Source organism: Nonlabens dokdonensis DSW-6, from assembly GCF_000332115.1.
In the GTDB taxonomy this organism is placed as follows: Bacteria; Bacteroidota; Bacteroidia; order Flavobacteriales; family Flavobacteriaceae; genus Nonlabens; species Nonlabens dokdonensis.
Window position 1 is genome coordinate 2047501 of sequence record NC_020156.1, and the last position, 21278, is coordinate 2068778.

23 protein-coding genes (1 of these 23 running past the window's edge) are annotated in these 21278 nt (G+C 35.2%); 19 read left to right on the forward strand and 4 right to left on the reverse strand.

The genetic code is table 11. The features are described from left to right. Window positions 1-605, reverse strand: partial view of a polyribonucleotide nucleotidyltransferase gene (locus tag DDD_RS08985; RefSeq protein WP_015362516.1) — the beginning only. It extends 1633 nt beyond the left edge of the window; the window shows 605 of its 2238 coding nt (coding positions 1-605); it begins with the start codon at window positions 603-605; its stop codon lies off the left edge, out of view. A gap of 288 nt (window positions 606-893) precedes the next feature. Beyond that, window positions 894-1163: a 30S ribosomal protein S15 gene (gene rpsO / locus DDD_RS08990; protein ID WP_015362518.1), complete on the reverse strand. Its 270-nt coding sequence runs from the start codon at window positions 1161-1163 to the stop codon at window positions 894-896. A gap of 228 nt (window positions 1164-1391) precedes the next feature. Between rpsO and DDD_RS08995 the strand changes: the two genes are divergently transcribed. From DDD_RS08995 to DDD_RS09015, 5 genes are all read left to right on the forward strand, one after another. After that, window positions 1392-1982: a hypothetical protein gene (locus tag DDD_RS08995; RefSeq protein WP_015362519.1), complete on the forward strand. Its 591-nt coding sequence runs from the start codon at window positions 1392-1394 to the stop codon at window positions 1980-1982. Between the two features lie 88 nt (window positions 1983-2070). After that, window positions 2071-2688: a TIGR04282 family arsenosugar biosynthesis glycosyltransferase gene (locus DDD_RS09000; RefSeq protein WP_015362520.1), complete on the forward strand. Its 618-nt coding sequence runs from the start codon at window positions 2071-2073 to the stop codon at window positions 2686-2688. Continuing rightward, the gene (locus tag DDD_RS09005) at window positions 2685-3506 is read left to right on the forward strand and encodes a purine-nucleoside phosphorylase (RefSeq protein ID WP_015362521.1); all 822 of its coding nucleotides are present in this window, start codon (window positions 2685-2687) and stop codon (window positions 3504-3506) included. Before DDD_RS09000 ends, DDD_RS09005 begins: the two co-directional genes overlap by 4 nt. 67 nt (window positions 3507-3573) lie before the next feature. Continuing rightward, a complete protein-coding gene (locus DDD_RS09010; protein ID WP_015362522.1) occupies window positions 3574-4347 on the forward strand; it encodes a DUF547 domain-containing protein in 774 nt (257 codons plus the stop codon). 39 nt (window positions 4348-4386) lie between these two features. Beyond that, entirely contained in the window at window positions 4387-5088 is a 702-nt protein-coding gene (locus tag DDD_RS09015; RefSeq protein WP_015362524.1) for a TIGR04283 family arsenosugar biosynthesis glycosyltransferase, read from the forward strand. A gap of 2 nt (window positions 5089-5090) precedes the next feature. On the opposite strand, the gene gldA is transcribed toward DDD_RS09015, so the two are convergent. After that, the gene (gene gldA, locus DDD_RS09020; protein ID WP_015362525.1) at window positions 5091-6002 is read right to left on the reverse strand and encodes a gliding motility-associated ABC transporter ATP-binding subunit GldA; all 912 of its coding nucleotides are present in this window, start codon (window positions 6000-6002) and stop codon (window positions 5091-5093) included. Between the two features lie 300 nt (window positions 6003-6302). Between gldA and DDD_RS09025 the strand changes: the two genes are divergently transcribed. The 11 genes from DDD_RS09025 (at window position 6303) to queA (ending at window position 18713) form a co-directional block, all read left to right on the forward strand. Beyond that, window positions 6303-7115: a prephenate dehydratase gene (locus tag DDD_RS09025; RefSeq protein ID WP_015362526.1), complete on the forward strand. Its 813-nt coding sequence runs from the start codon at window positions 6303-6305 to the stop codon at window positions 7113-7115. Then, window positions 7112-8275 carry a pyridoxal phosphate-dependent aminotransferase gene (locus tag DDD_RS09030; protein WP_015362527.1) on the forward strand — a complete coding sequence of 388 codons (1164 nt, stop codon included), beginning with the start codon at window positions 7112-7114 and terminating at the stop codon, window positions 8273-8275. The genes DDD_RS09025 and DDD_RS09030 overlap by 4 nt, the downstream gene beginning before the upstream one ends. Continuing rightward, window positions 8272-9132, forward strand: a complete 861-nt coding sequence (locus tag DDD_RS09035) for a prephenate dehydrogenase (RefSeq protein ID WP_015362528.1) — start codon at window positions 8272-8274, stop codon at window positions 9130-9132. Before DDD_RS09030 ends, DDD_RS09035 begins: the two co-directional genes overlap by 4 nt. Beyond that, on the forward strand, window positions 9122-10204 hold the full coding sequence (locus DDD_RS09040) for a bifunctional 3-deoxy-7-phosphoheptulonate synthase/chorismate mutase type II (protein ID WP_015362529.1): 1083 nt from the start codon (window positions 9122-9124) through the stop codon (window positions 10202-10204). The genes DDD_RS09035 and DDD_RS09040 overlap by 11 nt, the downstream gene beginning before the upstream one ends. A 408-nt stretch (window positions 10205-10612) precedes the next feature. Continuing rightward, a complete protein-coding gene (gene rsgA / locus DDD_RS09045) occupies window positions 10613-11623 on the forward strand; it encodes a ribosome small subunit-dependent GTPase A (RefSeq protein WP_015362530.1) in 1011 nt (336 codons plus the stop codon). Further along, window positions 11620-12075, forward strand: a complete 456-nt coding sequence (dtd, locus tag DDD_RS09050; protein ID WP_015362531.1) for a D-aminoacyl-tRNA deacylase — start codon at window positions 11620-11622, stop codon at window positions 12073-12075. Before rsgA ends, dtd begins: the two co-directional genes overlap by 4 nt. Before the next feature lie 64 nt (window positions 12076-12139). Continuing rightward, complete coding sequence (locus DDD_RS09055) at window positions 12140-14044, forward strand: DUF3857 domain-containing protein (protein WP_111474700.1); 1905 nt, start codon at window positions 12140-12142, stop codon at window positions 14042-14044. Next, on the forward strand, window positions 14041-16008 hold the full coding sequence (locus DDD_RS09060; RefSeq protein WP_015362533.1) for a DUF3857 domain-containing protein: 1968 nt from the start codon (window positions 14041-14043) through the stop codon (window positions 16006-16008). Before DDD_RS09055 ends, DDD_RS09060 begins: the two co-directional genes overlap by 4 nt. A 1-nt stretch (window position 16009) precedes the next feature. After that, entirely contained in the window at window positions 16010-16339 is a 330-nt protein-coding gene (locus DDD_RS09065) for a nucleotide pyrophosphohydrolase (RefSeq protein ID WP_015362534.1), read from the forward strand. Between the two features lie 3 nt (window positions 16340-16342). Next, a complete protein-coding gene (locus DDD_RS09070; RefSeq protein ID WP_015362535.1) occupies window positions 16343-17593 on the forward strand; it encodes a 3-phosphoshikimate 1-carboxyvinyltransferase in 1251 nt (416 codons plus the stop codon). Between the two features lie 67 nt (window positions 17594-17660). Then, window positions 17661-18713, forward strand: coding sequence for a tRNA preQ1(34) S-adenosylmethionine ribosyltransferase-isomerase QueA (queA, locus tag DDD_RS09075; protein ID WP_015362536.1), 1053 nt, complete (start codon window positions 17661-17663; stop codon window positions 18711-18713). A gap of 98 nt (window positions 18714-18811) precedes the next feature. Here the strand turns inward: queA and DDD_RS09080 are convergent, their stop codons facing one another. Beyond that, window positions 18812-19441, reverse strand: a complete 630-nt coding sequence (locus DDD_RS09080) for a hypothetical protein (protein ID WP_015362537.1) — start codon at window positions 19439-19441, stop codon at window positions 18812-18814. Between the two features lie 201 nt (window positions 19442-19642). Here DDD_RS09080 and rpe point away from each other — a divergent pair, with 201 nt between their 5' ends. The 3 genes from rpe (at window position 19643) to DDD_RS09095 (ending at window position 21275) form a co-directional block, all read left to right on the forward strand. Continuing rightward, window positions 19643-20299 (forward strand): ribulose-phosphate 3-epimerase, encoded by a 657-nt coding sequence (gene rpe / locus DDD_RS09085; RefSeq protein ID WP_015362538.1) that lies wholly within the window; start codon window positions 19643-19645, stop codon window positions 20297-20299. 170 nt (window positions 20300-20469) lie between these two features. Next, window positions 20470-21072, forward strand: a complete 603-nt coding sequence (locus DDD_RS09090) for a MarC family protein (RefSeq protein ID WP_015362539.1) — start codon at window positions 20470-20472, stop codon at window positions 21070-21072. Window positions 21073-21074: 2 nt separating this feature from the next. Then, window positions 21075-21275, forward strand: coding sequence for a hypothetical protein (locus tag DDD_RS09095; RefSeq protein WP_015362540.1), 201 nt, complete (start codon window positions 21075-21077; stop codon window positions 21273-21275). The last annotated feature ends 3 nt before the right edge of the window (window positions 21276-21278 follow it).

Here is a 21278-nt window from a genome sequence, read left to right on the forward strand (position 1 = left end):
ATATCTTCTTCAGATACTTCACTCATTTCACCTTCTACCATCATTACAGAGTCTGCACTGGCACCTATCATCATTTCAAGATCAGCTTCAGCAAGCTGAGCATAACTTGGGTTGATAACAAATTCACCATCTACACGCGCAACACGTACTTCAGAAATAGCGCATTCAAATGGAATGTCAGAAAGTTGAAGACATGTACTTGCTGCAAGACCAGCCATAGCGTCTGGCATCACTTCTGGGTCGTGAGACATTAACTGAATCATTACCTGTACTTCCGCATGGTAATCTTTAGGAAATAATGGACGCAATACACGGTCTACAAGACGCATAGTAAGTACTTCTCCATCATTAGGTCGGGCTTCACGTTTGAAGAATCCGCCTGGGTATTTACCAGCGGCGGCAAATTTCTCACGGTAATCTACTGTAAGTGGAAGAAAATCTAGACCGGTTGATTTGTAGCCGGATACTACTGTTCCTAGAAGCATTGCTTTTCCACATGTGATCACAACAGATCCATGTGCTTGTTTTGCAAGCGCTCCAGTTTCGATAGTGATATCTGGCCCATTGGCCATTTTAATCACCTGTTTAAAAACTTGTGGTTTCATAAATATAGTTAAACGTTAATCTCAAGTTGTGGGTAGAGAAGGCGTTTATGAAATTGAATTTGAATTCGAACTCGAAATTTGAAAACACTTCGACAAGCTCAGTGTGACAAATTTCTAAAACTACATTAATTTAATTTCTTTACTTTGTGAGAAACCAGCTTTATAATGTCGCGATATTTGTTTTAATTCTGCTTTCGCGAAAGCGGAATAGAGATAAGCTCTCCTACTTTACAAGGCGTAATAATTTACACCTAAAAACAAAAAAGGGGACATAAAGTCCCCAATTTCTTACTTTCTTATTCCAAGTTCTTTAATCAACTCACGATAAGCAACGATATCTTTCTTCATTTTGTAATCAAGAAGTGAACGTCTTTTACCTACCAGTTTTACAAGACTACGCTCTGTGTTGTAGTCGTGACGATTTCCTTTAAGGTGCTCTGTTAAGTGGTTGATACGGTAAGTAAATAACGCAATTTGTGCGTCTGTGTTACCGGTATCGTTTGCATCTTTTCCGTACTTTGCGAAAAGTTCTGCTTTTTTTTCTGGTGCTAAATACATGCCAAAATTATTATATAATGAATATTATGTATGTCAGTCGATCTGACGGTGCCTCGAGATTCTTTCTCTAAGCGTCTGCAAAAATACGATTATTTACCGATATGCAAATTTATTACTGCTTTTAATGATATAATTTAAAATATAATAGAAGGATAACAGTAAATTAATGTACTGGAATAGGACTTTAGAAACCTTAGACCTTATATTGATACCTTAAATATATAATTGATGCGAAATTATCTTTTTCTGTTCTTACTAGCTTCTTCTTATGCATGTATTGGTCAGGAAGAATCAACAGGTTCATTTTATATGTCTTCGGATTTGAGCTTTGGGAATTATAAAGTTGCAGCTGGACTCATAGGAACTTATGTACTTAAAAATGAATATAGTTTATCAATCGGAGTGAAGGGTTTTCTTCGCGATTCTGGGAACACTCCAGACGATTATAGTCGCGGTTCTGGATTCTCTTCTCTTTTTGATTTTGCAGGAAGATTTGACGAAATTGTTTCTTTTAATGCGATGGCTGGAAGAATATATAATTTAAACAATTCAGGGACGATACGTTTTCATGGAACGGCAGGCCTGGGTTATACCGTCTACAATCGTCCTACAAATTTTGTGTTTGTACCAGGTGAGAGTGGACCTAATTACGCTTTTTCAAACCATCAATATGGGACTATTAGTTTAATAATAAGTCCCAAAATAGAATTTCCATTTTCAAAGTATTTTGGAATGACGCTCACACCTAGCATTCACCTTAATAAAGATGATGTTTTCTACAGTATCGGATTCGGTTACATGCTGGGTAAATTGAAATGAGTATCTTGAATAACAACCTTAAAATCATGCAAACAATGAACTTTTCGTAACTTCTTTATCTTATAATTGTGCAAATAATACTTCTCATTTGAAATCAGATAATAAGAAATGTCTTATCATTTTTACTCGTAATCCAGAGTTAGGAAAAGGTAAAAGACGCCTCGCTGCAACGGTAGGTGATCAAGCGGCATTAGATATTTATACTTTTTTACTAGATCACACGCAGCAAATCACTCATAATCTTGAGGTAACTAAACAAGTATGGTATTCAGAAAAAGTGCATTTAAATGACTCTTGGAATGACACGATTTATGATAAATACGTTCAAGAAGGTGACGACTTAGGCGTGCGCATGAAGATTGCCTTTATTGAGGCTTTTACAAATCATGATCATGTACTAATTATAGGGTCAGATATGTATGATATGTCACAGCAAGATCTTGAAAATGCATTTTTACAATTAGAATCTCATGATGCCGTGATAGGTCCTGCGCAAGATGGCGGTTACTACTTGCTAGGCTTTACTAAAAACTTAGTGAATGGAGTTTTTGAAAATAAAGAATGGGGAACAGAAACAGTTCTAGAGGATACACTTAACAACTTTAAAAACTTAAATTATGCAACGCTGGAAACTCGTAATGATGTAGATTATTATGAGGATATAAAAGATATTCCAGTATTTCAACAATTTCTAAAACATATATGATGCTCAGTAAAAAACAACTTCAAGACTCTATAGAATATTTAAAATCACAAGGATTTGAAGCCCCAGAGGTGGGAATCGTTTTAGGTACAGGTCTCGGCCAGCTTGTGGATAGTATCGAGAACCAAAAAATAGCGCATTACAATCAGATTCCATCATTTCCCTTAGCGACGGTAGAGTTTCATTCGGGCAAACTCATCTATGGTGATCTAGGCGGCAAAAAGGTGGTCGTGATGCAAGGCCGTTTCCATTTGTATGAAGGTTATGATTTTATAGATATCACTTATCCAGTAAGAGTCATGCATGGCTTAGGAATTAAGAAATTACTGGTGTCTAACGCTGCCGGCGCTATTAATCTGGATATGAAAAAAGGAGACATGATGCTCATCGATGATCATATCAATTTACAAGGTGGCAGTCCATTAGCATTTAAAGGCGTAGGTGAATTTGGCGAGCGATTTACAGACATGAGCGCTCCTTATGATAAAGCAATGAATAATCAACTTAAATCTATCGCTTCAGAAAAGGGAATTACCTTGAGAGAAGGCGTTTATGCTAGTGTTGTAGGGCCACAATTAGAAACTAGAGCAGAGTATAGAATGCTCAGAATAATGGGAGCAGATGCTGTAGGAATGAGTACCGTTCCAGAAATTATAGTTGCAAATCATTTGAACCTGCCGGTAAGTGCTATCTCAGTGTTAACAGATGAATGTGATCCAGAAAACCTAGCCCCAGTTGTTATTGCCGAAATTATTGAAATCGCCGGCAAAGCAGAACCTAAAATGGTCACTTTATTTAAAGCTCTTATTGAGCAATTGTAGTTTCAGTACATTATTTAGTGGCATTGTGTGAAGGTAATCTCGCTTTCGCGAAAGCAAAAACAACATTATGAAATACATATCAATTCTATTATTAGTCCTCATCACGACCTCTTGCATAGGTGGTAGTGATTTATATTACCAAACCTTAAAGAATAATGAGACTATTCCATCTCAAAAAGGTCAGTTAGATCATGGTAAGTGGAATGCATTATTAAAGAAATATGTAAATGAGGCAGGTTTTGTAGACTATGATAGTTTCAAAAATGAACAAGACCAGTTAAAAGAATATTTGAGTTATTTAAATGTAAATAGTCCGCAAGAATCGTGGAGTATTAATGAACAATTTGCCTATTATATCAATCTTTACAATGCCGCGACGGTGGATTTAATATTACAGAATAATATGCCAGAAAGTATCAAAGATATTAATGGCCCTTTAGGTCAAGTGTGGCTCAAGAAATATATAAAAGTAAATGATAAAGACTATTCTCTAGCAGCAATAGAAAAGAACGTTCTTCAAAAAATGGGTGATCCTAGAATTCATTTTGCCATTAATTGCGCGAGTTATTCTTGTCCTAAGTTGCAAAACAAAGCTTTTACCGCAGCAAACGTAAATGAACTTATGAACCTAAGCGCACGAGAATTTATCAATTCAAATAAGAACGATTTCAGTAATCCTAGCGATCCTAAACTAAGTTCTATCTTTAGTTTTTATCCAGAAGATTTTACCCAAAACGGAATGACGCTTGCCGAATATATCAATCAGTATGCTGACACTAGAATAGCCGAGAAGGATAAGTATGATTATAAAGAGTACGACTGGTCTTTGAACAAGCAATAAGAAAAACTACATAAATACTTCTTACGTATATGTATTTCCATGATTAGTATTATAATTCCAGTTCTCAATGAAGAAAGCTCCATTATCGAGCTTTTACAACACCTTCAAAATAATGCAGTAAACGCATCATCGATGGAGATAATTGTAGTTGATGGAGGAAGTAAAGATGCTACTTTACAAAAAGTTAAGAACTTTAAATCACATTATAAAACAACCATTAAAGTTGTTCATTCTGAAAAGGGTCGTGGTACTCAATTGCATAACGGCTCTAAAGAAGCAACTCAACATATCTTATATTTTCTTCATGCAGACTCTTATCCGCCTAAAAATTATGATCAACTCATTATTAATGCAGTTGATAATGGTCATCCAGCAGGTTGTTTTAGAATGAAATTTAAAAGTTGGCATCCATGGCTCATAATAATAGGATGGTTTACAAGATTCTCATGGAAAGCGAGTAGAGGTGGTGATCAATCCCAGTACATTACAAGAAAATTGTACGATGATATAGGCGGTTATAATACTCAAATTCCTATCTACGAAGATTATGATATAATCGCTAGGTTGTATGGTCGTGATCAATATTATGTCATTCCTAAATGGTTAAAAACGAGTGCACGCAGGTATCATGAAAAAGGTGTTCTAAGATTGCAATGGTTTTACATTACCATTTATTGGAGAAAATATCGTGGTGCTACCATCGATGAATTGTATCAGTATTATTTGAGTAAATGTGATTGAAATTACTCCTTTGTCAACTCAGTAAACATCGTTTCCAGATTTTTATTTCTTTTATTAAGGGATAAAATCTTTAATTCATTATCATGAGCAAAATCAAATACCGCACTACGCATGTCTTCTTTGGTCTCAAATCTTAGACTGTAAATGAATCCAGGAGAGTTTACAAGATCGGTTACTTCTCTTACTCGGTCGATGCGTTTCAATAATTCTGGTTCTACTTTGTAATCAAATTCTACCTCGATGATCTGGGCAGCATCACTTTTTAGATTCTTTAAATAATCGTCTGCAACGATTTTACCTTTATTGATAATGATAACGCGATCACACATCGCTTCTACTTCTTGCATGATATGAGTAGAAAGTAAAATAGTAGTTTTTTGACCTACTTTTCTAATAAGCTGTCTTATTTCAACCAGCTGATTAGGATCAAGCCCAGTAGTCGGTTCGTCTAGAATCAATACTTTTGGTTCATGTAATAGAGCATTTGCCAGCCCTACGCGCTGTTTGTATCCTTTAGAAAGCTCCTGTATTTTCTTACCTACATGAGAAGTCAGCCCGGTTTCCTCGATCACTTCGTCAATGCGTTTTTTAGAATCGGTCAGTTTAAATACATCGGCACTAAAAGATAGGTATTCTTTTACATACATATCTGGATACAACGGATTATTCTCTGGCAAATACCCTATGGATTTTTGTACCTCACGTTGTTCTTCAACTACATCATGACCGTTTACTGTTGCCTTTCCTTCATTAGCATTTAAATAGGTGGTGAGAATGCGCATCATAGTAGATTTCCCAGCGCCGTTAGGGCCTAAAAAACCGACGATTTCACCTGCTTTGATAGAAAAACTAACTTCGTCCAGCGCCTTTTGCTGCCCGTAATATTTGGATACTTTGCTTACTTCTATAGACATAAGGTAAAGATAAGAAATGATTAGTATAGGAGTAGGTTTTTTAACTTCGCTTTCGCGAAAGCGAGATCACATCTTTACCCTACTACAACGATAGAGTTTTAAATATGATATAAAAGTTTGCGAAATTCACGAGATTTATAAAAATCTATTTTACATTAGCAATCTATTATGACAACAAACAATTATTTCTGGTACGGATTTTACTTCTATTTTATGGAAGCAAGGACGCTATTGTAATAATTGAAAATTATATAACACAATAAAGTCCTGATTCAATCAGGACTTTTTTTTTACTTAAAAATGAAAGTAGCCATACAAGGAATAAAAGGTTCTTACCATCATCAGGTGGCAACAGTATTATTTAAAAACCCAGAATTAATCGAGTGCTCTACATTTGACCAGCTTACTACTGCCGTGTCAAATAACAGTGCAGGAACAGGAATCATGGCCATAGGAAATTCTATTGCCGGTAGTATTCTACCTAATTATGGGTTGTTAAATAAAAACCGCTTACATATAGTTGGAGAATATTATCTGAACATAGAACATCAATTAATGGCTTTAAAAGGACAAACAATTGAAGATATAATAGAAGTACATTCTCATCCTATGGCTTTGCTGCAATGCCAGACTTTCTTTAGAAAATATCCAAAAATTAAACTGGTAGAAACAGATGATACAGCTGCAGCTGCGAGCAGAATTGCAGCTAACAAAAAGAAAGGAATTGCGGCAATTGGCTCTTCAACTGCGGCGTCACTTTATGGGCTTCAAGTATTGTCTAAAAATATACAGGAAACTAAGAACAATGCAACGCGATTTGTAGTAGTCAGTAAAACAAATAAAAAAATAAATCAACCTAATAAAGCTACGATCAATTTTACTGCTAGTCATGAACCGGGAAGTCTTGCCAAAATACTGACTAAACTAGGAGAGCTACACATCAACGTTTCAAAAATTCAGTCGGTTCCTATAATTGAGAAGCCGTTTCTATTCTCTTTTGTGGCAGATCTGGAGTTTGAAAATCTACAACAGTTCAAAGAAGCACAATTAGAAATAGGCATTCTTGTGGAATCCATGAAAATTTTAGGAGTTTATAAATCACACACGCTATGATAAAAACAGCTACAAGACTTGATAGCGTTCAAGAATATTACTTTGCGACAAAACTGCGTGAAGTAAGAGCTTTATTAGAATCAGATAAACCTATTATCAACGCAGGAATAGGAAATCCAGATTTACTGCCGCCAGATCAGGTTATACCTGCAATAACTGCTGCATTACAAGACCCTAAAGCACATGGTTATCAAAGTTATTTAGGATTGCCAGAACTGCGAGAAGCAATGTCGCAGTTCTATCAAACGCAATATAAGGTTACTTTAGATTCAGAAACGGAGATTATACCGTTGATGGGAAGTAAAGAAGGGATTTTACATATTTCCATGGCTTTTTTAAACTCTGGAGATTATGTATTAATTCCAGATCCTGGTTATCCTACTTACGCTAGTGCGGCACGGTTATGTGAAGCTATTCCAGTTGCTTATGATCTTAAAGAAGAGAATCATTGGTTACCAGACTTTGAGGCTTTGGAGCAATTAGATCTAAGCAAAGTAAAAATTATGTGGATCAATTATCCGCATATGCCTACTAGTGCTGCAGGTTCAAAAGAGTTGTTTGAAAAACTAGTCCACTTTGCAAAAAAGCATGAGATTTTACTCGTTAATGATAATCCTTATAGTTGCGTAGGTTATGAGGATAAAATAAGCCTTCATCAAGTTGCAGGCTCAAAAGGTGGAGTGCTAGAGTTAAACTCCATTAGCAAAACATTTAATATGCCTGGCTGGAGAGTAGGAATGCTTACTGGAAATGCTAGTTTGCTTAAAGAAGTACTTAAAGTAAAAACAAATATGGATAGCGGCATGTTTTACGGTATTCAAAAAGGTGCGATTACTGCGTTAAGAACAGATTACAACTGGTTAGAAAACCAAAACAAAATCTACAAAACTAGAAGAGCTTTAACCATACAACTTGCCGAAACCTTAAACCTAATACCTCAAGAACAAAACGGTGGTTTATTCCTTTGGTGCAAATTGCCAGATGGAATGACAGATGACAAAGCTTTTGTAAATGAATTACTTTACGAGCACCATATTTTTATCGCACCAGGAAGCATTTTTGGTAAGAATGGAGAAGGTTTTGTGCGATTTTCACTTTGTGTAAATGAAGAGCTGATTCAAGAAATGATTCACCGAGTTTCTAAAACAGTAGAGGCATGAAGAACATTTTTTTAATAGGAACTGGATTGATAGGTGGCTCGATGCTAAAGGATTTACGAGTTCATTATCCGCAGGCTGTTTTTTATGGTATTGATCAAAATGATGCTCATGCTCAAAAAGCAAAGCAAAACGGCATTGTAGACGAGGTAGCAAACCTTAGTGATGTTTCTAATGCAGATTTGGTTATCATCTCTATTCCCGTAGATGCTACTTTAAATGTTTTGCCTCAGGTGCTCGACTTAATTAATGAAAATGCGCTTGTTATAGATGTTGGTTCTACAAAAGAGGCGATTTGTAAGAGTGTAGAGAATCATAAAAATAGAAGACAATACCTTGCAGCGCATCCTATTGCAGGAACAGAATTTTCTGGACCAGACGCGGCAATTTCAAATTTATTTGTCAAGAAAACGCTAATTGTATGCGAGGTAGAGAAAACCACCTTTAAATTGCAAGAATTAGCAAACGAGCTGTTTGAAAAACTTAGAATGCGTGTGAGATATATGACACCAGCGGCACATGATAAACATATTGCTTACGTGTCTCATTTGTCGCATATTTCCAGTTTTATGTTAGGTAAAACGGTCATTCAAGAAGAGGAAAATGAACGTGATATCTTTGACCTTGCAGGCAGTGGTTTTGAAAGTACGGTACGATTAGCAAAGAGTTCGCCAGCCATGTGGACGCCTATTTTTGCACAGAATAAAGAACATGTGTTAGCTAGTCTTGATGGATATATTGAGAATTTATCTCGCTTTCGCGAAAGCGTAAAAAACAACGATCACAACGCCATATTTAAGGATATGGAGGAAACAAATAGAATAAAAACGATATTGAAAGGAATTGAAAATGGAAAATAATAAAGAATTTAGAACCTGGTTAGACGATCATAAATTAGAACATCCTATTGTCATCGCTGGTCCTTGTAGTGCAGAAACGGAAGAACAGGTGTTGAGAATAGCACATGAATTAAAAGATAGTGATGTTACTTATTTGCGCGCAGGAATATGGAAACCTAGAACGCGTCCAGGAAACTTTGAAGGAGTAGGAGCGATAGGTTTAAAATGGTTGCAAAAGGCAAAAGCCGAAACTGGATTGTTAACTGCAACAGAAGTAGCAAATCGCGCTCATGTAGAACTAGCTTTAGAGCATGACATCGATTTGTTATGGATAGGAGCAAGATCTACAGTAAGTCCATTTATTGTTCAAGAAATAGCAGATGCTTTAAAAGGAACAGATAAAGTGGTTTTAGTGAAAAACCCAGTAAATCCTGATCTTGCTCTTTGGATAGGAGCTGTGGAGCGTTTTCATACTGCAGACATTAAAAATCTAGGTGTCATCCATAGAGGTTTTTCTACTTATGGAAAATCAAAATACCGTAATATTCCAGAATGGCAAATTGCTGTAGATTTTCAAACACGTTTTCCAGATATTCCGTTGATATGCGATCCATCTCATATTACTGGAAAAAGAGATATGATTTTTGAAGTTTCACAGACGGCATTAGATCTTAATTATGATGGTTTAATGATTGAGACCCATTATGATCCTGATAATGCGTGGAGTGATGCTGCACAACAAGTAACGCCAGAAACATTATTGCAAATTTTTCAAGATTTACGCATTAGAAAAGAGCAGGATGATGAGGCAGGTTACCAATCTAAACTAGGTGTTTTAAGAGCTCAAATAGATGTGATTGACACCTCTATAATTGAAACGCTAGGTAAAAGAATGAAAACTGCAGACTCTATAGGTGCTTTGAAAAAGGAACGTAATGTCGCTGTTCTTCAATCTAAAAGGTGGAATGAGATTTTAGGAAAAATGATTCTTGCTGGAGAAGAGCAAGGTTTGAGCGAGGAATTTATTTTAAGAGTTTTTAAAGCCATACATCAAGAATCTATTGTGCATCAAGAGAAAGTAATTAATAGTTAATAACAAACGCATTTTCTAAAGAGCAGAATTAATTCTGCATCTTTGAAATAAGTGTTGGTAATTATTATTTTAAGATTTGACATGCCAACTATCTGTGTTGGCATTGTCTAAATCATATCGGGAAGCTGATTTTGAGGTGTTGTGGACTAAATCGGATCCATAATCTATTTTTTAGAAAAATTAAGCACCGTAAAATCTTTCCGGCCAAAGTGCTCTCTCGCTCACTTTGCCCACCTTTCCTATTTTTAGGAAAGGAGTTTTTAACTTTTAAAAGCGGTTGAGATTTGACATACCTCCTATTAATGGTAGCATTGTTTAAATCAGTTCTCCATTATATTCATTATTCCAGCAAAGTACTACTCATAAAAACCTTAATTTTGTTTCAATGAAAAACTTACAACTCAATTAATGACAGGAATTGTCTACAGATCAACAGGTAGCTGGTATGAAGTAAAGGGTAGCGACGGTGCTTTCTACTCTTGTCGTATCAAAGGGAAATTCCGATTGCAAGGAATAAAAAGTACAAATCCAGTTGCTGTAGGTGATAAAGTTGACTTTGATATTGAGAAGAAAGGAGATGAAGAAATAGGAATTATCAAGGTTATTCATGGGCGTGACAATTACATCGTTCGCAAATCTGTAAATCTTTCTAAACAGACTCATATCATTGCTGCCAATGTAGATCAGTTGTTTTTATTAGTTACCCTAAACAATCCACCTACATTCACCTCATTTATAGATCGAGTTCTGGTAACTGCAGAGGCTTACCATATCCCAGTCGTGCTTACCTTCAATAAAGTAGATACTTATAATGATGATCAAGGTGAAGTGATTATAGATCCAGAAACTGGAGAAGAATTACTCACAATGACAGAGCTAGATGAAGTACGCTACCTAATGAGCATGTATAAGTCCATCGGATATGAGTGCATCGCTATAAGTGCACAAACTGGTAAGAATATCGACATCGTAAAAGAAAAAATGAAAGCAAAGACCAGCATGTTTGCCGGTCATAGTGGCGCTGGAAAAAGTACACTTGCAAACGCGATAGAGCCTGGATTACAGTTAAAGACCAAACAAATTTCAGAACAACACAAGCAAGGACAGCACACAACGACTTTTGCAGAGATGTTTGATCTGGATTTTGGAGCACGTTTGATCGATACACCTGGAGTCAAGGGTTTTGGTGTGGTAGATATGGAAAAAGAAGAAATAGGAGATTATTTTCCAGAAATTCATGAATTAAAAAAAGACTGCAAATTTCACAACTGCATGCACATAGAAGAACCTAAATGCGCGATAAAAGAAGCGGTAGAAAATGGCGAAATGGTTTTAAGTCGTTATGAAAGCTATGTGCAAATCGTTAATGGTGATGAAGATAATTACCGGCAGGATAAACACCAGTTGCCACAATCATGAGAGCAGTAATTCAAAGAGTAAGTGAGGCGAGTGTTATAATAGATAATAAGCAACATGCTGCTATTGAGCAAGGTTTACTTATTTTATTGGGAATAACACATGAGGATACTCAAGAAGATATCGATTGGTTAGCAGGGAAAATAATTGGGATGAGAATCTTTTCAGATCAAGAGGATAAGATGAATCTCAGTATTCAAGATATTGATGGTGAACTTTTACTTATTTCACAATTCACCTTATTTGCAAATACAAAGAAAGGAAATCGACCTAGTTATATCAATGCGGCACGGCCAGAAGTAGCTGTTCCTTTATATGAGGCTTTTTTGAGTACGCTTTCGCGAAAGCGAGATAAAGAAATTAAATCAGGAATATTTGGAGCTGATATGAAAGTAGCTCTTGTAAACGATGGTCCAGTAACGATAATTATAGATAGTCAGGATAGAAATTTATGAAGAGTAGATAATTTGACAGACTTTTCTGATGAATTTGAATATTTTTTTATTTTCTTTGACATCTATGACAAAATTTAGTTATCTAGTAATCATATTGATTGCTTCTCAATTTGCCACATCGCAAGAAACATATTCTTCTAATTCTATTCCTAGTGAACTTCTTGAAAATGCGAATGCCGTTATTAGAAAGAATGACGTCCAGATTACCATTGAAGATTATGACAAAGTAGAAATCGTTACTAATCGTATTGTAACAGTCTTAAATAAAAAAGGTCTAGGAGATATTAAAGCTGGAGAATCTTATGATGATGATACGAACATAAAAAGCATCGAGGCCTCGATTTATGACGATAAGGGTAAAAAAATTAGTAGAATAAAGAGTAAAGATTTTAATGATGTTAGTGCAGTTTCTAATGGGACATTATATTCTGATAATAGGGTCAAATATTTAGATTTTACTCCGAGGTCTTATCCGTTTACAGTGCATTTTGAATCTAAAGTGGTTTACAATTCTACGGCATTTATGCCTGCTTGGGTTCCGATAGAATATTTTTATGCGAGCACGCAGTCTTCTACTTTCAAAGTGATAAATGAGACTAATGTTGAGGTAAAGTTCAAAGAAAGTAATTTAGAAGGTTATTCTGGAATTAACAAGAAAGGTTTACTCAGCTATGAGGCTCAAAACCTTGAGGCAATAGTCCCTCAAGCATATAGTCCAGATTTTTCTACTTATGGTCCCATGGTGCGTATTGCTCTCAAGGATTTTAGCATGAAAGGTGTTCAAGGAAGTAATGAAAATTGGTTGGACTTTGGTAAATGGATGAATGAAAGTTTGCTTATCGATGTAGGAGAATTACCTGAAGAAGTTATTATTGAGATCAAATCCCTGACTAAGGATGCAAAAACCCAAAAGGAAAAAGCTAAAATAGTTTATGAGTTCATGCAAGAACGTTCTAGATATATAAGTGTTCAAGTAGGTATAGGTGGCTGGAAGCCTACAGAAGCTGAGAAAGTGCACGAAGTGGCTTATGGGGACTGTAAAGGTTTATCAAATTACACAAAAGCATTATTAAATGAAGTAGGTATTACTTCTTACCACGCTATTATTTATGGTGACCGCAGCATTCGCAATATTGATAAGGATTTCTCTGCTACTCAAGGAAATCATATGATCTTATATGTTCCTGAATTAGACGACGAGAAAGATATATGGCTGGAATGTACAAGTAAAACAAATCCTTTTGGATATTTAGCTGGGTGGACAGATGATCGTGATGCTCTAGTTATTACAGAAGATGGAGGTAAAATTTTACATACAACGGTTTATCCTACTTCTCAAAATAAACAAAATGTAACAGCTCAAGTCAATCTCAGTGCAGATGGTATGGCCACAGCCCAAGTAACCATGGAAACATCCGGTTTTCAATATCAATTAAGGGACTTTTTGCAGTCAAAAACAGATAAGGAAAGAAACATTCAATATAAACAATTTTGGGATCACATAAATGGATTAAAAATAACCAACTCTACGTTTAAAAATGATAAAGAACAAAGTGTATTTTCTGAAGTTTTAGAAATAATAGCTCCAAAATATGCAAGTAAATCAGGTTCTCTTTTGTTATTTGAGCCAGTAATGTTTAGTAGAAATTCTTATGTTCCAGCTAAATATGAAGAAAGAAATTATGATTTGAAAATAGATAGAGGTTATGTTGATTTTGATCAATACACTATAGTTTTAGATCCTCAATTAACAGTAGATGCTCTACCTAACAAAGTCTCTCTAGAAACTAAATTTGGTTCTTATCTTTTAGAGGTAAATGAGCTAGAAGGCAATCAATTAGAAGTAAAAAGAAAACTTCAAATTAACAATGGATTATTTTCAAAAGAAGACTATAAAGATTATAGAAATTTTCTAGACGAAGTAGCAAAGCACGATAAATCAAAATCAGTATTAAAAGTAGGTAAATGAAAAAATTAATATTTATAGGTATTTTATTATTCTCAATAAATTCCTTTGGTCAGGACATAAAATTTGGTAAAGTTTCTAAAGAGGATTTTAATCTTACCGCAAATGACTCTTTAGATCATGATGCCCTATTTATATATAGAAATGTAGATATAAATTTCACTTATGTTACTGGAAGTGGTTTTAATCAAAACCGAAACGTACATGAACGAATTCTTATTAAAAATGAAGAAGGTTTAAGATATGCGACAAAACGCATCAGGTTATGGGACAAAAATAGTAAGACTCGTGAATTACTACGCAATTTAAAAGGCGCTACATATAATCTAGTTGATGGTAAGGTGAAAAAATCTAAACTTCGAAGGTCAGGAGAATTTGAAGAAGACTTAAATGAAAGATGGAAGTTAGAATCCTTTACTATGCCAGATGTGCGCATAGGGTCTATTATAGAATATAAGTATTACATCGACTCACCATTTCCTAGTATAGATGATATTGATCTTCAACAAAGCGTCCCAACATTACAACAAGATATTAAGGTGCAGTTAGTAGAGTATTATTTATACAATGTACTATTTAATCCTCGGGCAAATTATGTTCCTCAATTCAGTGAAGAGATTAAACGTAAAAACATTGCAATGGGAAACAATGCTCAAAGAGTAACTACCAGTGATAGGTTACTGACATTAAGTAAAAAGAATATTCCTGCCTTAGAAGCAGAACCCATGTCTGGAAATCTTGAGAATTTTAGAGCCAGAATGATTATCGAATTAGCTGGAACTCGCTTTCCTAATTCGACAATTGAAAATTTTTCAACCAGTTGGGAAGCAGTATCAAAAAACATACTTGACAATAAAAATTTTGGTGATCAAATTAAACAGCGAAAACACTTCAAAGAGGATTTGATACGTGCAATCAAACCTGGGATGTCTGATGAAGAAAAAATTTCAGTAGTATTTAATTTAGTCAAATCTAAAATTAAATGGGATGGGAATTATGGGAAATTTGCTTATCAAGGAATTAAAAAAGCGTATAAAGAAGGAAATGGTAATGTTGCAGATGTTAATTTAACCATTGTAGCAATGTTACAAGAATTAGGGTTCAATGCAAATCCTGTGCTTGTAAGCTCAAGAAGTAATGGTATTCCTATAGTACCTACTCAAGATGGTTTTAACTATGTAATTGCCGCTGTAAATGTAGACGGTAATGAGGTATTATTAGACGCAACAGAGCCTTATTCGGCGCCTAATTTATTACCCTTTAGAGCAACTAACTGGCAAGGAAGGCTTATTGTAGAAGGCGGTGCCTCTTCTTGGGTAGAACTATCTACACCTATTCTTTCTAGCGAGATTAAAATAATGGAAGTCGATATAGAAGAAGATTTTACTTTAAGAGGGAAAGTTCAACAAAAAGAAACAGGACACATTGCTTATAAGACTCGAAATGAATATGCAGGATCAAATGAAAAAAACATTAGTCAACATTTTATAGGCAATAATCAAAACCTAGAGGTTACTAATGTTGAAGTAAAAGAGTTAAATACACCTTCTGAAGCGATCATTAGTAGTTATGAATTTAAATATAAAGATGGTGTAGATAACATTGGCGATAAGATTTATATCACTCCTATGCTATATGAGGCAACAGATGAAAATCCTTTTAAAAGAGAAGAAAGAAATTTACCTGTAGATTTAGTCTATCCTTTCAAGACTAATGCATTAATAAATATAAATATTCCAGACGGTTACAAGGTAGAATCTCTTCCAGAAAGTAAAAAGCTAGTTTATGAAGAAAACACAGGATATTACAGCTTTATTGTTGAACAAAAAGGCAATGTTATTTCTGTAAGAGGTACTTTTAAAATGAATGAAACACTTGTAATGCCTTACAATTATGGCATATGGAGGCAGTTTTTTATAACCATTGTCGATACCAACGCTGAAAAAATAGTACTTACAAAAATTTAAAATGAGCCTAAAAAAATCACAGGAGCAAGTAGACGAGTGGATTAAAAACCATGGAGTTCGTTACTTTAATGAACTTACTAATATGGCACAACTTACAGAAGAAGTAGGCGAGGTAGCCCGAATTATTGCGCGACGTTATGGCGAGCAAAGTGAGAAGGAAAGCGATAAAAATAAAGACCTTGGAGAAGAACTGGCAGATGTTATGTTTGTGGTTCTGTGTCTCGCAAATCAAACAGGAACCGACCTCGAAGCGGCGTTTAATAAAAAATTAAAGATTAAAACAGAACGCGATCACGATAGGCATCACAATAACTCCAAATTAAAATCTTGATCTATGGACTTTAAACTTCATAAGGTAGAAGCACCGCATGATAAAAGTTCTTTACAAATATCTGGTTCAAAGAGCGAGAGCAATAGGTGGCTTATTCTTCAAGCGCTTTATGAGAATTTAATTATCCAGAATATTTCAGATAGTGATGACAGCAAACATCTCAATGAGGTCTTGCAAAGCGATGAATCTGTACTAGACATAGGTCATGCTGGTACTGCAATGCGTTTTGGTACCGCATTTTTTGCAACCCAAGAGAATAAGGACATAACCTTAACAGGAAGCGCTCGTATGAAGCAACGTCCTATAGGTATTTTAGTAGATGCTCTTAATAAGTTAGGCGCTCAGGTTTCTTACTTAGAAAAGGAAGGTTATCCACCGTTGCGTATTAAAGGGTCTAAAATTTGTGGAGGAAAGCTATCCATCGACGGTAGTGTTTCTAGCCAGTTTTTAAGTGCGATACTTCTTGTAGCGCCTCGTTTTGAAAAAGGCCTTGAATTACATGTAACAGGAGAATTGACCTCTAAGCCTTATTTAGAAATGACATTAGGCATTTTAAAGCAGGTAGGCGTTAAAGTCAGTACCAGTAATAAAGATGGTAATTATGTAGTTCATATTTCACCTTTGAATAAAAGCGCTATTCATACCGCAGTGGTAGAAAGCGACTGGAGCAGTGCAGGATACTGGTACAGTTGGGTAGCTTTGCAAGAAGAAGGTAATGAAATGCAACTTTCTTCCTTTAATGAGAACTCTTTGCAAGGTGATAGTGAGTTGGTACATATGTACTTGCCGCTAGGAGTGAAGACCACGTATGGTCGTAATAGCATAAAATTGGCTAAGATAAAATCGAGCCTTCCTAGGCTTGTAGAATTAGATTTAACTAAAGAACCAGATCAAGCCCAAACTATTTTTGCTACCTGTTTAGCTTTAGGAGTCGACGCACGGTTAACAGGTTTGCACACGCTCAAGATTAAAGAAACAGATCGTATAGAAGCTATGAAGGTGGTGGGATCTCGCTTTCGCGAAAGCGAAATAACAACAACAAACAATTCTATTCACTTACATTTTGAAAAGAACACAGTGTTTAACAAAGATGTGCTGGTAGATACTTTTCAAGATCATAGAATGGCAATGGCTTTTGCGCCGCTTGCTATGAAAACAAGTCTTATTATTAAGGACGCAATGGTCGTGACAAAGAGTTATAAAAACTACTATAAGGATCTTAAAACGGTAAATGTAAGCATTACAGAAATTTAACCGCTATTTTACTTGACAAGGCCTATGCGCAAATTGTATATTTGCAACTTATCTTAAAAATCAATTAATGAAGTTATCGCAATTTGGTTACGATCTGCCAGAAGATCGCATCGCTCAACATCCAGCAGAAAATAGAGATGAATCGAAGCTGATGGTTTTGCATAGAAAAACTGGTAAAATTGAGCATAAAATGTTCAAAGATGTGATTGATTATTTTAATGAAGATGATGTCTTTGTATTTAACGACACAAAGGTTTTTCCTGCCAGATTATATGGTAATAAAGAAAAAACAGGTGCGAGAATAGAGGTATTTCTTCTTAGAGAATTAAACCCAGACACAAAATTGTGGGATGTACTTGTAGATCCAGCAAGAAAAATAAGAATAGGAAATAAATTATACTTTGGTGAAGATGAGAGTCTTGTAGCTGAAGTGATTGATAATACTACTTCTAGAGGTCGTACGTTGAGGTTCCTTTACGATGGTAGTTATGAGGAGTTTAGACAGGCGCTTAAAGAACTGGGTGAGACTCCTTTACCTAAGGAATTGAATAGAGATGTAGAGCCAGAAGATGAGGAGCGTTATCAAACAATTTTTGCCGAAAAAGAAGGTGCAGTAGCTGCTCCAGTTGCAGGACTTCACTTTTCTAAGCACTTACTTAAGAGGCTAGAAATTAAAGGTGTTAAAATGACGGCAGTAACTATGCACATAGGTTTAGGAACTTTTGCACCAGTTGAGGTAGAAGATCTTTCTAAACATAAAATGGATAGTGAGCAGGCTTTTATTACTCAAGACACGTGCGATATGGTAAATAAAGCTATTGATACTAAAAGGAACGTTTGTGCAGTAGGAACTACTACCATGCGTACTCTTGAAAGTGCAGTGAGTAGTAATGGACATTTAAACACGTTTGCAGAGTGGACTAATAAATTTATTTTCCCTCCTTATGATTTTACCATTGCAAACAGTATGATCACTAACTTTCACCATCCTAAATCTACCTTAATGATGCAGGCAGCTGCATTTGCAGGTTATGATTTTTTGAATGAGGCTTATGAAGAAGCACTTAAGAATGATTACAGATTCAGCACTTATGGTGATGCGATGTTGATTATTGACTAATTATACAAATTGTAATTCCGCTTTCGCGAAAGCATAAAATTTAAAGATCCCTACGACAGTAAAGTTGTAGGGATTTTTACTTAATTAAAATCTAAGTTTTAATTGACAATATAATTAACTAATACTCTTTCATATACAAAAGTGGAGCTTTGGCTAAAAGATATCTTTTCTTCTATCAAACCTATTTCTGGTGCATACGTGTATTCTGACGCACCAGTTCCTAGTCGCTGCATGCTTTGATTATCAAACATAAAGAAATCAATAAGGAATGAGTTAGTAAAAGTTCCTGCAGGAACGGTTGTAGTTAGATTGTTTGAATTAAGCTCAGTTCTATACTCTACATTTGCTCCTATACTCGTAATAGGTAAAACACCAGTAAAATTCATGTCAGTAGGATGGGCACGCACAAAACCTTCAGAATCTACTAGAAATCCTTGAGAATCCTCACGTAAGTATTCAATGCGCAAATCATCAGGTTGCCCATTATCAAATGTTGTGACAGACTCTTGTATAAAGTAATCTTCTCCATTTATAACTTGAGTACCAGTAATTTCAACCATTTGCATGTTCTCATTCCATGTTCCTTGTAAGTCATTGAATTGATATGTCCATGAATTACCTACTTTCAATCCGTAAAAATTAGTAGATTGAATAGTGTTGTTATCGTCATCACTGGAGCAGCTCAAAGTAAGCGCGCCTACAAATAGGCATAAAAGAATCTTTTTCATAATAAAGTTTTGGTTATTTAAAGAACGATGTTCTCGTTGAAATATTATTCTTACGCAATATCTTCTTACAACTTAATTCTTCTTAAAGCGGCTTCTAATTTAAGGATTAAAACGCCCATTGATTATATTTTATAAGCTTATATCTATTACAACCAAATTGATCTATAAACCTTAAATTTGCAAAACTTTTAAACTATAGACATGTCTACACTTATCGCCCCATCAGTTCTCGCAGCAGATTTTGCAAACCTGCAAAGAGACGTAGAAATGATCAACCACTCAGACGCTGACTGGTTTCATATCGATATTATGGACGGTGTTTTTGTACCTAACATTTCCTTTGGGATGCCTGTTCTACGTGACATTGTAAAACATGCTACTAAAACGATAGACTGTCACCTTATGATAGTAGATCCTGATCGTTATGTAAAGACGTTTGCAGATTTAGGTTGCGATATTCTAACAGTACACTATGAAGCCTGTACTCATTTGCACAGAACATTACAATTGATCAAGTCACATGGTATGAAAGCAGGCGTGGCTTTGAATCCGCATACGAGTGTTCATTTACTTACGGATACCATTCAAGATATAGACATGGTATGTTTAATGAGTGTAAATCCAGGTTTTGGAGGGCAGAGCTTTATCGAGAATACGTATGATAAAATTACTCAGCTTAAAAAAATCATTGATCATAAAAAATGTGATACACTTATAGAAATCGATGGTGGAGTGACAGATAAAAATGCAAAGCAACTAGTTAAAGCTGGTGCTGACGTGCTTGTTGCTGGAAGCTATGTTTTTAAGTCTAATGATCCTACAGCTACTGTTGCTGGTTTGAGAAAAATGGTGAATTAGATTCCTGTTTTCTTATTTAATTTTCTGTTTTATTTTAATTCTGGTACATGAATGTTTAAACAGTATTTGTTTAACATTTATTGCCTAATCTTAATGATTATTTAACCATTCTTCATAGTCTCAAAACTTCATAATAGAAGTACTTTTGCACGCTCAAAAAAAATGGTGTAATGGAACAAATAGGTTTTGTAGAATTTTTCTCAGCCTTTGACTTTAAAGAGGCTTTTACTGCTGGAATGATATTATTTGCAGTAATTGATATTATAGGAAGTATCCCAATCATTGTGGATTTAAGACGTAAAGTGGGACATGTGCAAAGTGAAAAAGCATCTATCGTAGCAGGAATGTTGATGATCGTTTTTATGTTTGTAGGAGAAAGTATGTTAGGTTTGATAGGAATAGACGTCAACTCATTTGCAGTAGCTGGTGCGTTCATTATATTTTTTATCGCCTTAGAAATGATTTTAGGAATTCAACTTTACAAGGATGATGCGCCAGAGACGGCTGCGATTATTCCTATTGCATTTCCACTTATTGCTGGTGCTGGAACTTTGACTTCAGTTCTATCTTTAAGATCAGAGTACGCAGCTATAAATATTATAGTAGCTATTATTGTCAACATAGGTTTTGTCTATGTGGTTTTAAAAAACTCTGGGAAAATTGAAAAATTAATAGGTAAACAAGGAATTAACGTGGTTAGGAAAATCTTTGGAGTTATCTTGCTAGCCATCGCTGTGAAGCTGTTTACAGCAAACATTAAAGAACTTTTCTAGTTATGAAGTACGTATTTTATTTAATAATTATCCTCGCTGTAGCCAGTATCGTTTTTAACGCATTTAAGATAGATATTGATCATCTATTTCAAGGTGATAGTCAAATTGCGATTATCAGTATTGTAGCGGCAATTTGTGTCATCGTTTTGATGAGTATCATGTTGGTTTCAAAGAAAATTGCAGAGAAAGTAGAAGGTCGCTAGATA

Bases quoted from the DNA above. Each gene is read 5' to 3' on its own strand.
- DDD_RS08995 (WP_015362519.1), top strand. From the start codon at position 1,392: ATGCGAAATTATCTTTTTCTGTTCTTACTAGCTTCTTCTTATGCATGT.
- DDD_RS09005 (WP_015362521.1), top strand. From the start codon at position 2,685: ATGATGCTCAGTAAAAAACAACTTCAAGACTCTATAGAATATTTAAAA.
- DDD_RS09080 (WP_015362537.1), bottom strand. From the start codon at position 19,441: ATGAAAAAGATTCTTTTATGCCTATTTGTAGGCGCGCTTACTTTGAGC.
- DDD_RS09070 (WP_015362535.1), top strand. From the start codon at position 16,343: ATGGACTTTAAACTTCATAAGGTAGAAGCACCGCATGATAAAAGTTCT.
- DDD_RS09055 (WP_111474700.1), top strand. From the start codon at position 12,140: ATGACAAAATTTAGTTATCTAGTAATCATATTGATTGCTTCTCAATTT.
- dtd (WP_015362531.1), top strand. From the start codon at position 11,620: ATGAGAGCAGTAATTCAAAGAGTAAGTGAGGCGAGTGTTATAATAGAT.
- gldA (WP_015362525.1), bottom strand. From the start codon at position 6,002: ATGTCTATAGAAGTAAGCAAAGTATCCAAATATTACGGGCAGCAAAAG.
- rpe (WP_015362538.1), top strand. From the start codon at position 19,643: ATGTCTACACTTATCGCCCCATCAGTTCTCGCAGCAGATTTTGCAAAC.
- DDD_RS09090 (WP_015362539.1), top strand. From the start codon at position 20,470: ATGGAACAAATAGGTTTTGTAGAATTTTTCTCAGCCTTTGACTTTAAA.
- DDD_RS09010 (WP_015362522.1), top strand. From the start codon at position 3,574: ATGAAATACATATCAATTCTATTATTAGTCCTCATCACGACCTCTTGC.
- DDD_RS09015 (WP_015362524.1), top strand. From the start codon at position 4,387: ATGATTAGTATTATAATTCCAGTTCTCAATGAAGAAAGCTCCATTATC.
- rsgA (WP_015362530.1), top strand. From the start codon at position 10,613: ATGACAGGAATTGTCTACAGATCAACAGGTAGCTGGTATGAAGTAAAG.
- DDD_RS09095 (WP_015362540.1), top strand. From the start codon at position 21,075: ATGAAGTACGTATTTTATTTAATAATTATCCTCGCTGTAGCCAGTATC.
- DDD_RS09035 (WP_015362528.1), top strand. From the start codon at position 8,272: ATGAAGAACATTTTTTTAATAGGAACTGGATTGATAGGTGGCTCGATG.
- DDD_RS09030 (WP_015362527.1), top strand. From the start codon at position 7,112: ATGATAAAAACAGCTACAAGACTTGATAGCGTTCAAGAATATTACTTT.
- DDD_RS09025 (WP_015362526.1), top strand. From the start codon at position 6,303: ATGAAAGTAGCCATACAAGGAATAAAAGGTTCTTACCATCATCAGGTG.
- queA (WP_015362536.1), top strand. From the start codon at position 17,661: ATGAAGTTATCGCAATTTGGTTACGATCTGCCAGAAGATCGCATCGCT.
- DDD_RS09060 (WP_015362533.1), top strand. From the start codon at position 14,041: ATGAAAAAATTAATATTTATAGGTATTTTATTATTCTCAATAAATTCC.
- rpsO (WP_015362518.1), bottom strand. From the start codon at position 1,163: ATGTATTTAGCACCAGAAAAAAAAGCAGAACTTTTCGCAAAGTACGGA.
- DDD_RS09065 (WP_015362534.1), top strand. From the start codon at position 16,010: ATGAGCCTAAAAAAATCACAGGAGCAAGTAGACGAGTGGATTAAAAAC.
- DDD_RS09040 (WP_015362529.1), top strand. From the start codon at position 9,122: ATGGAAAATAATAAAGAATTTAGAACCTGGTTAGACGATCATAAATTA.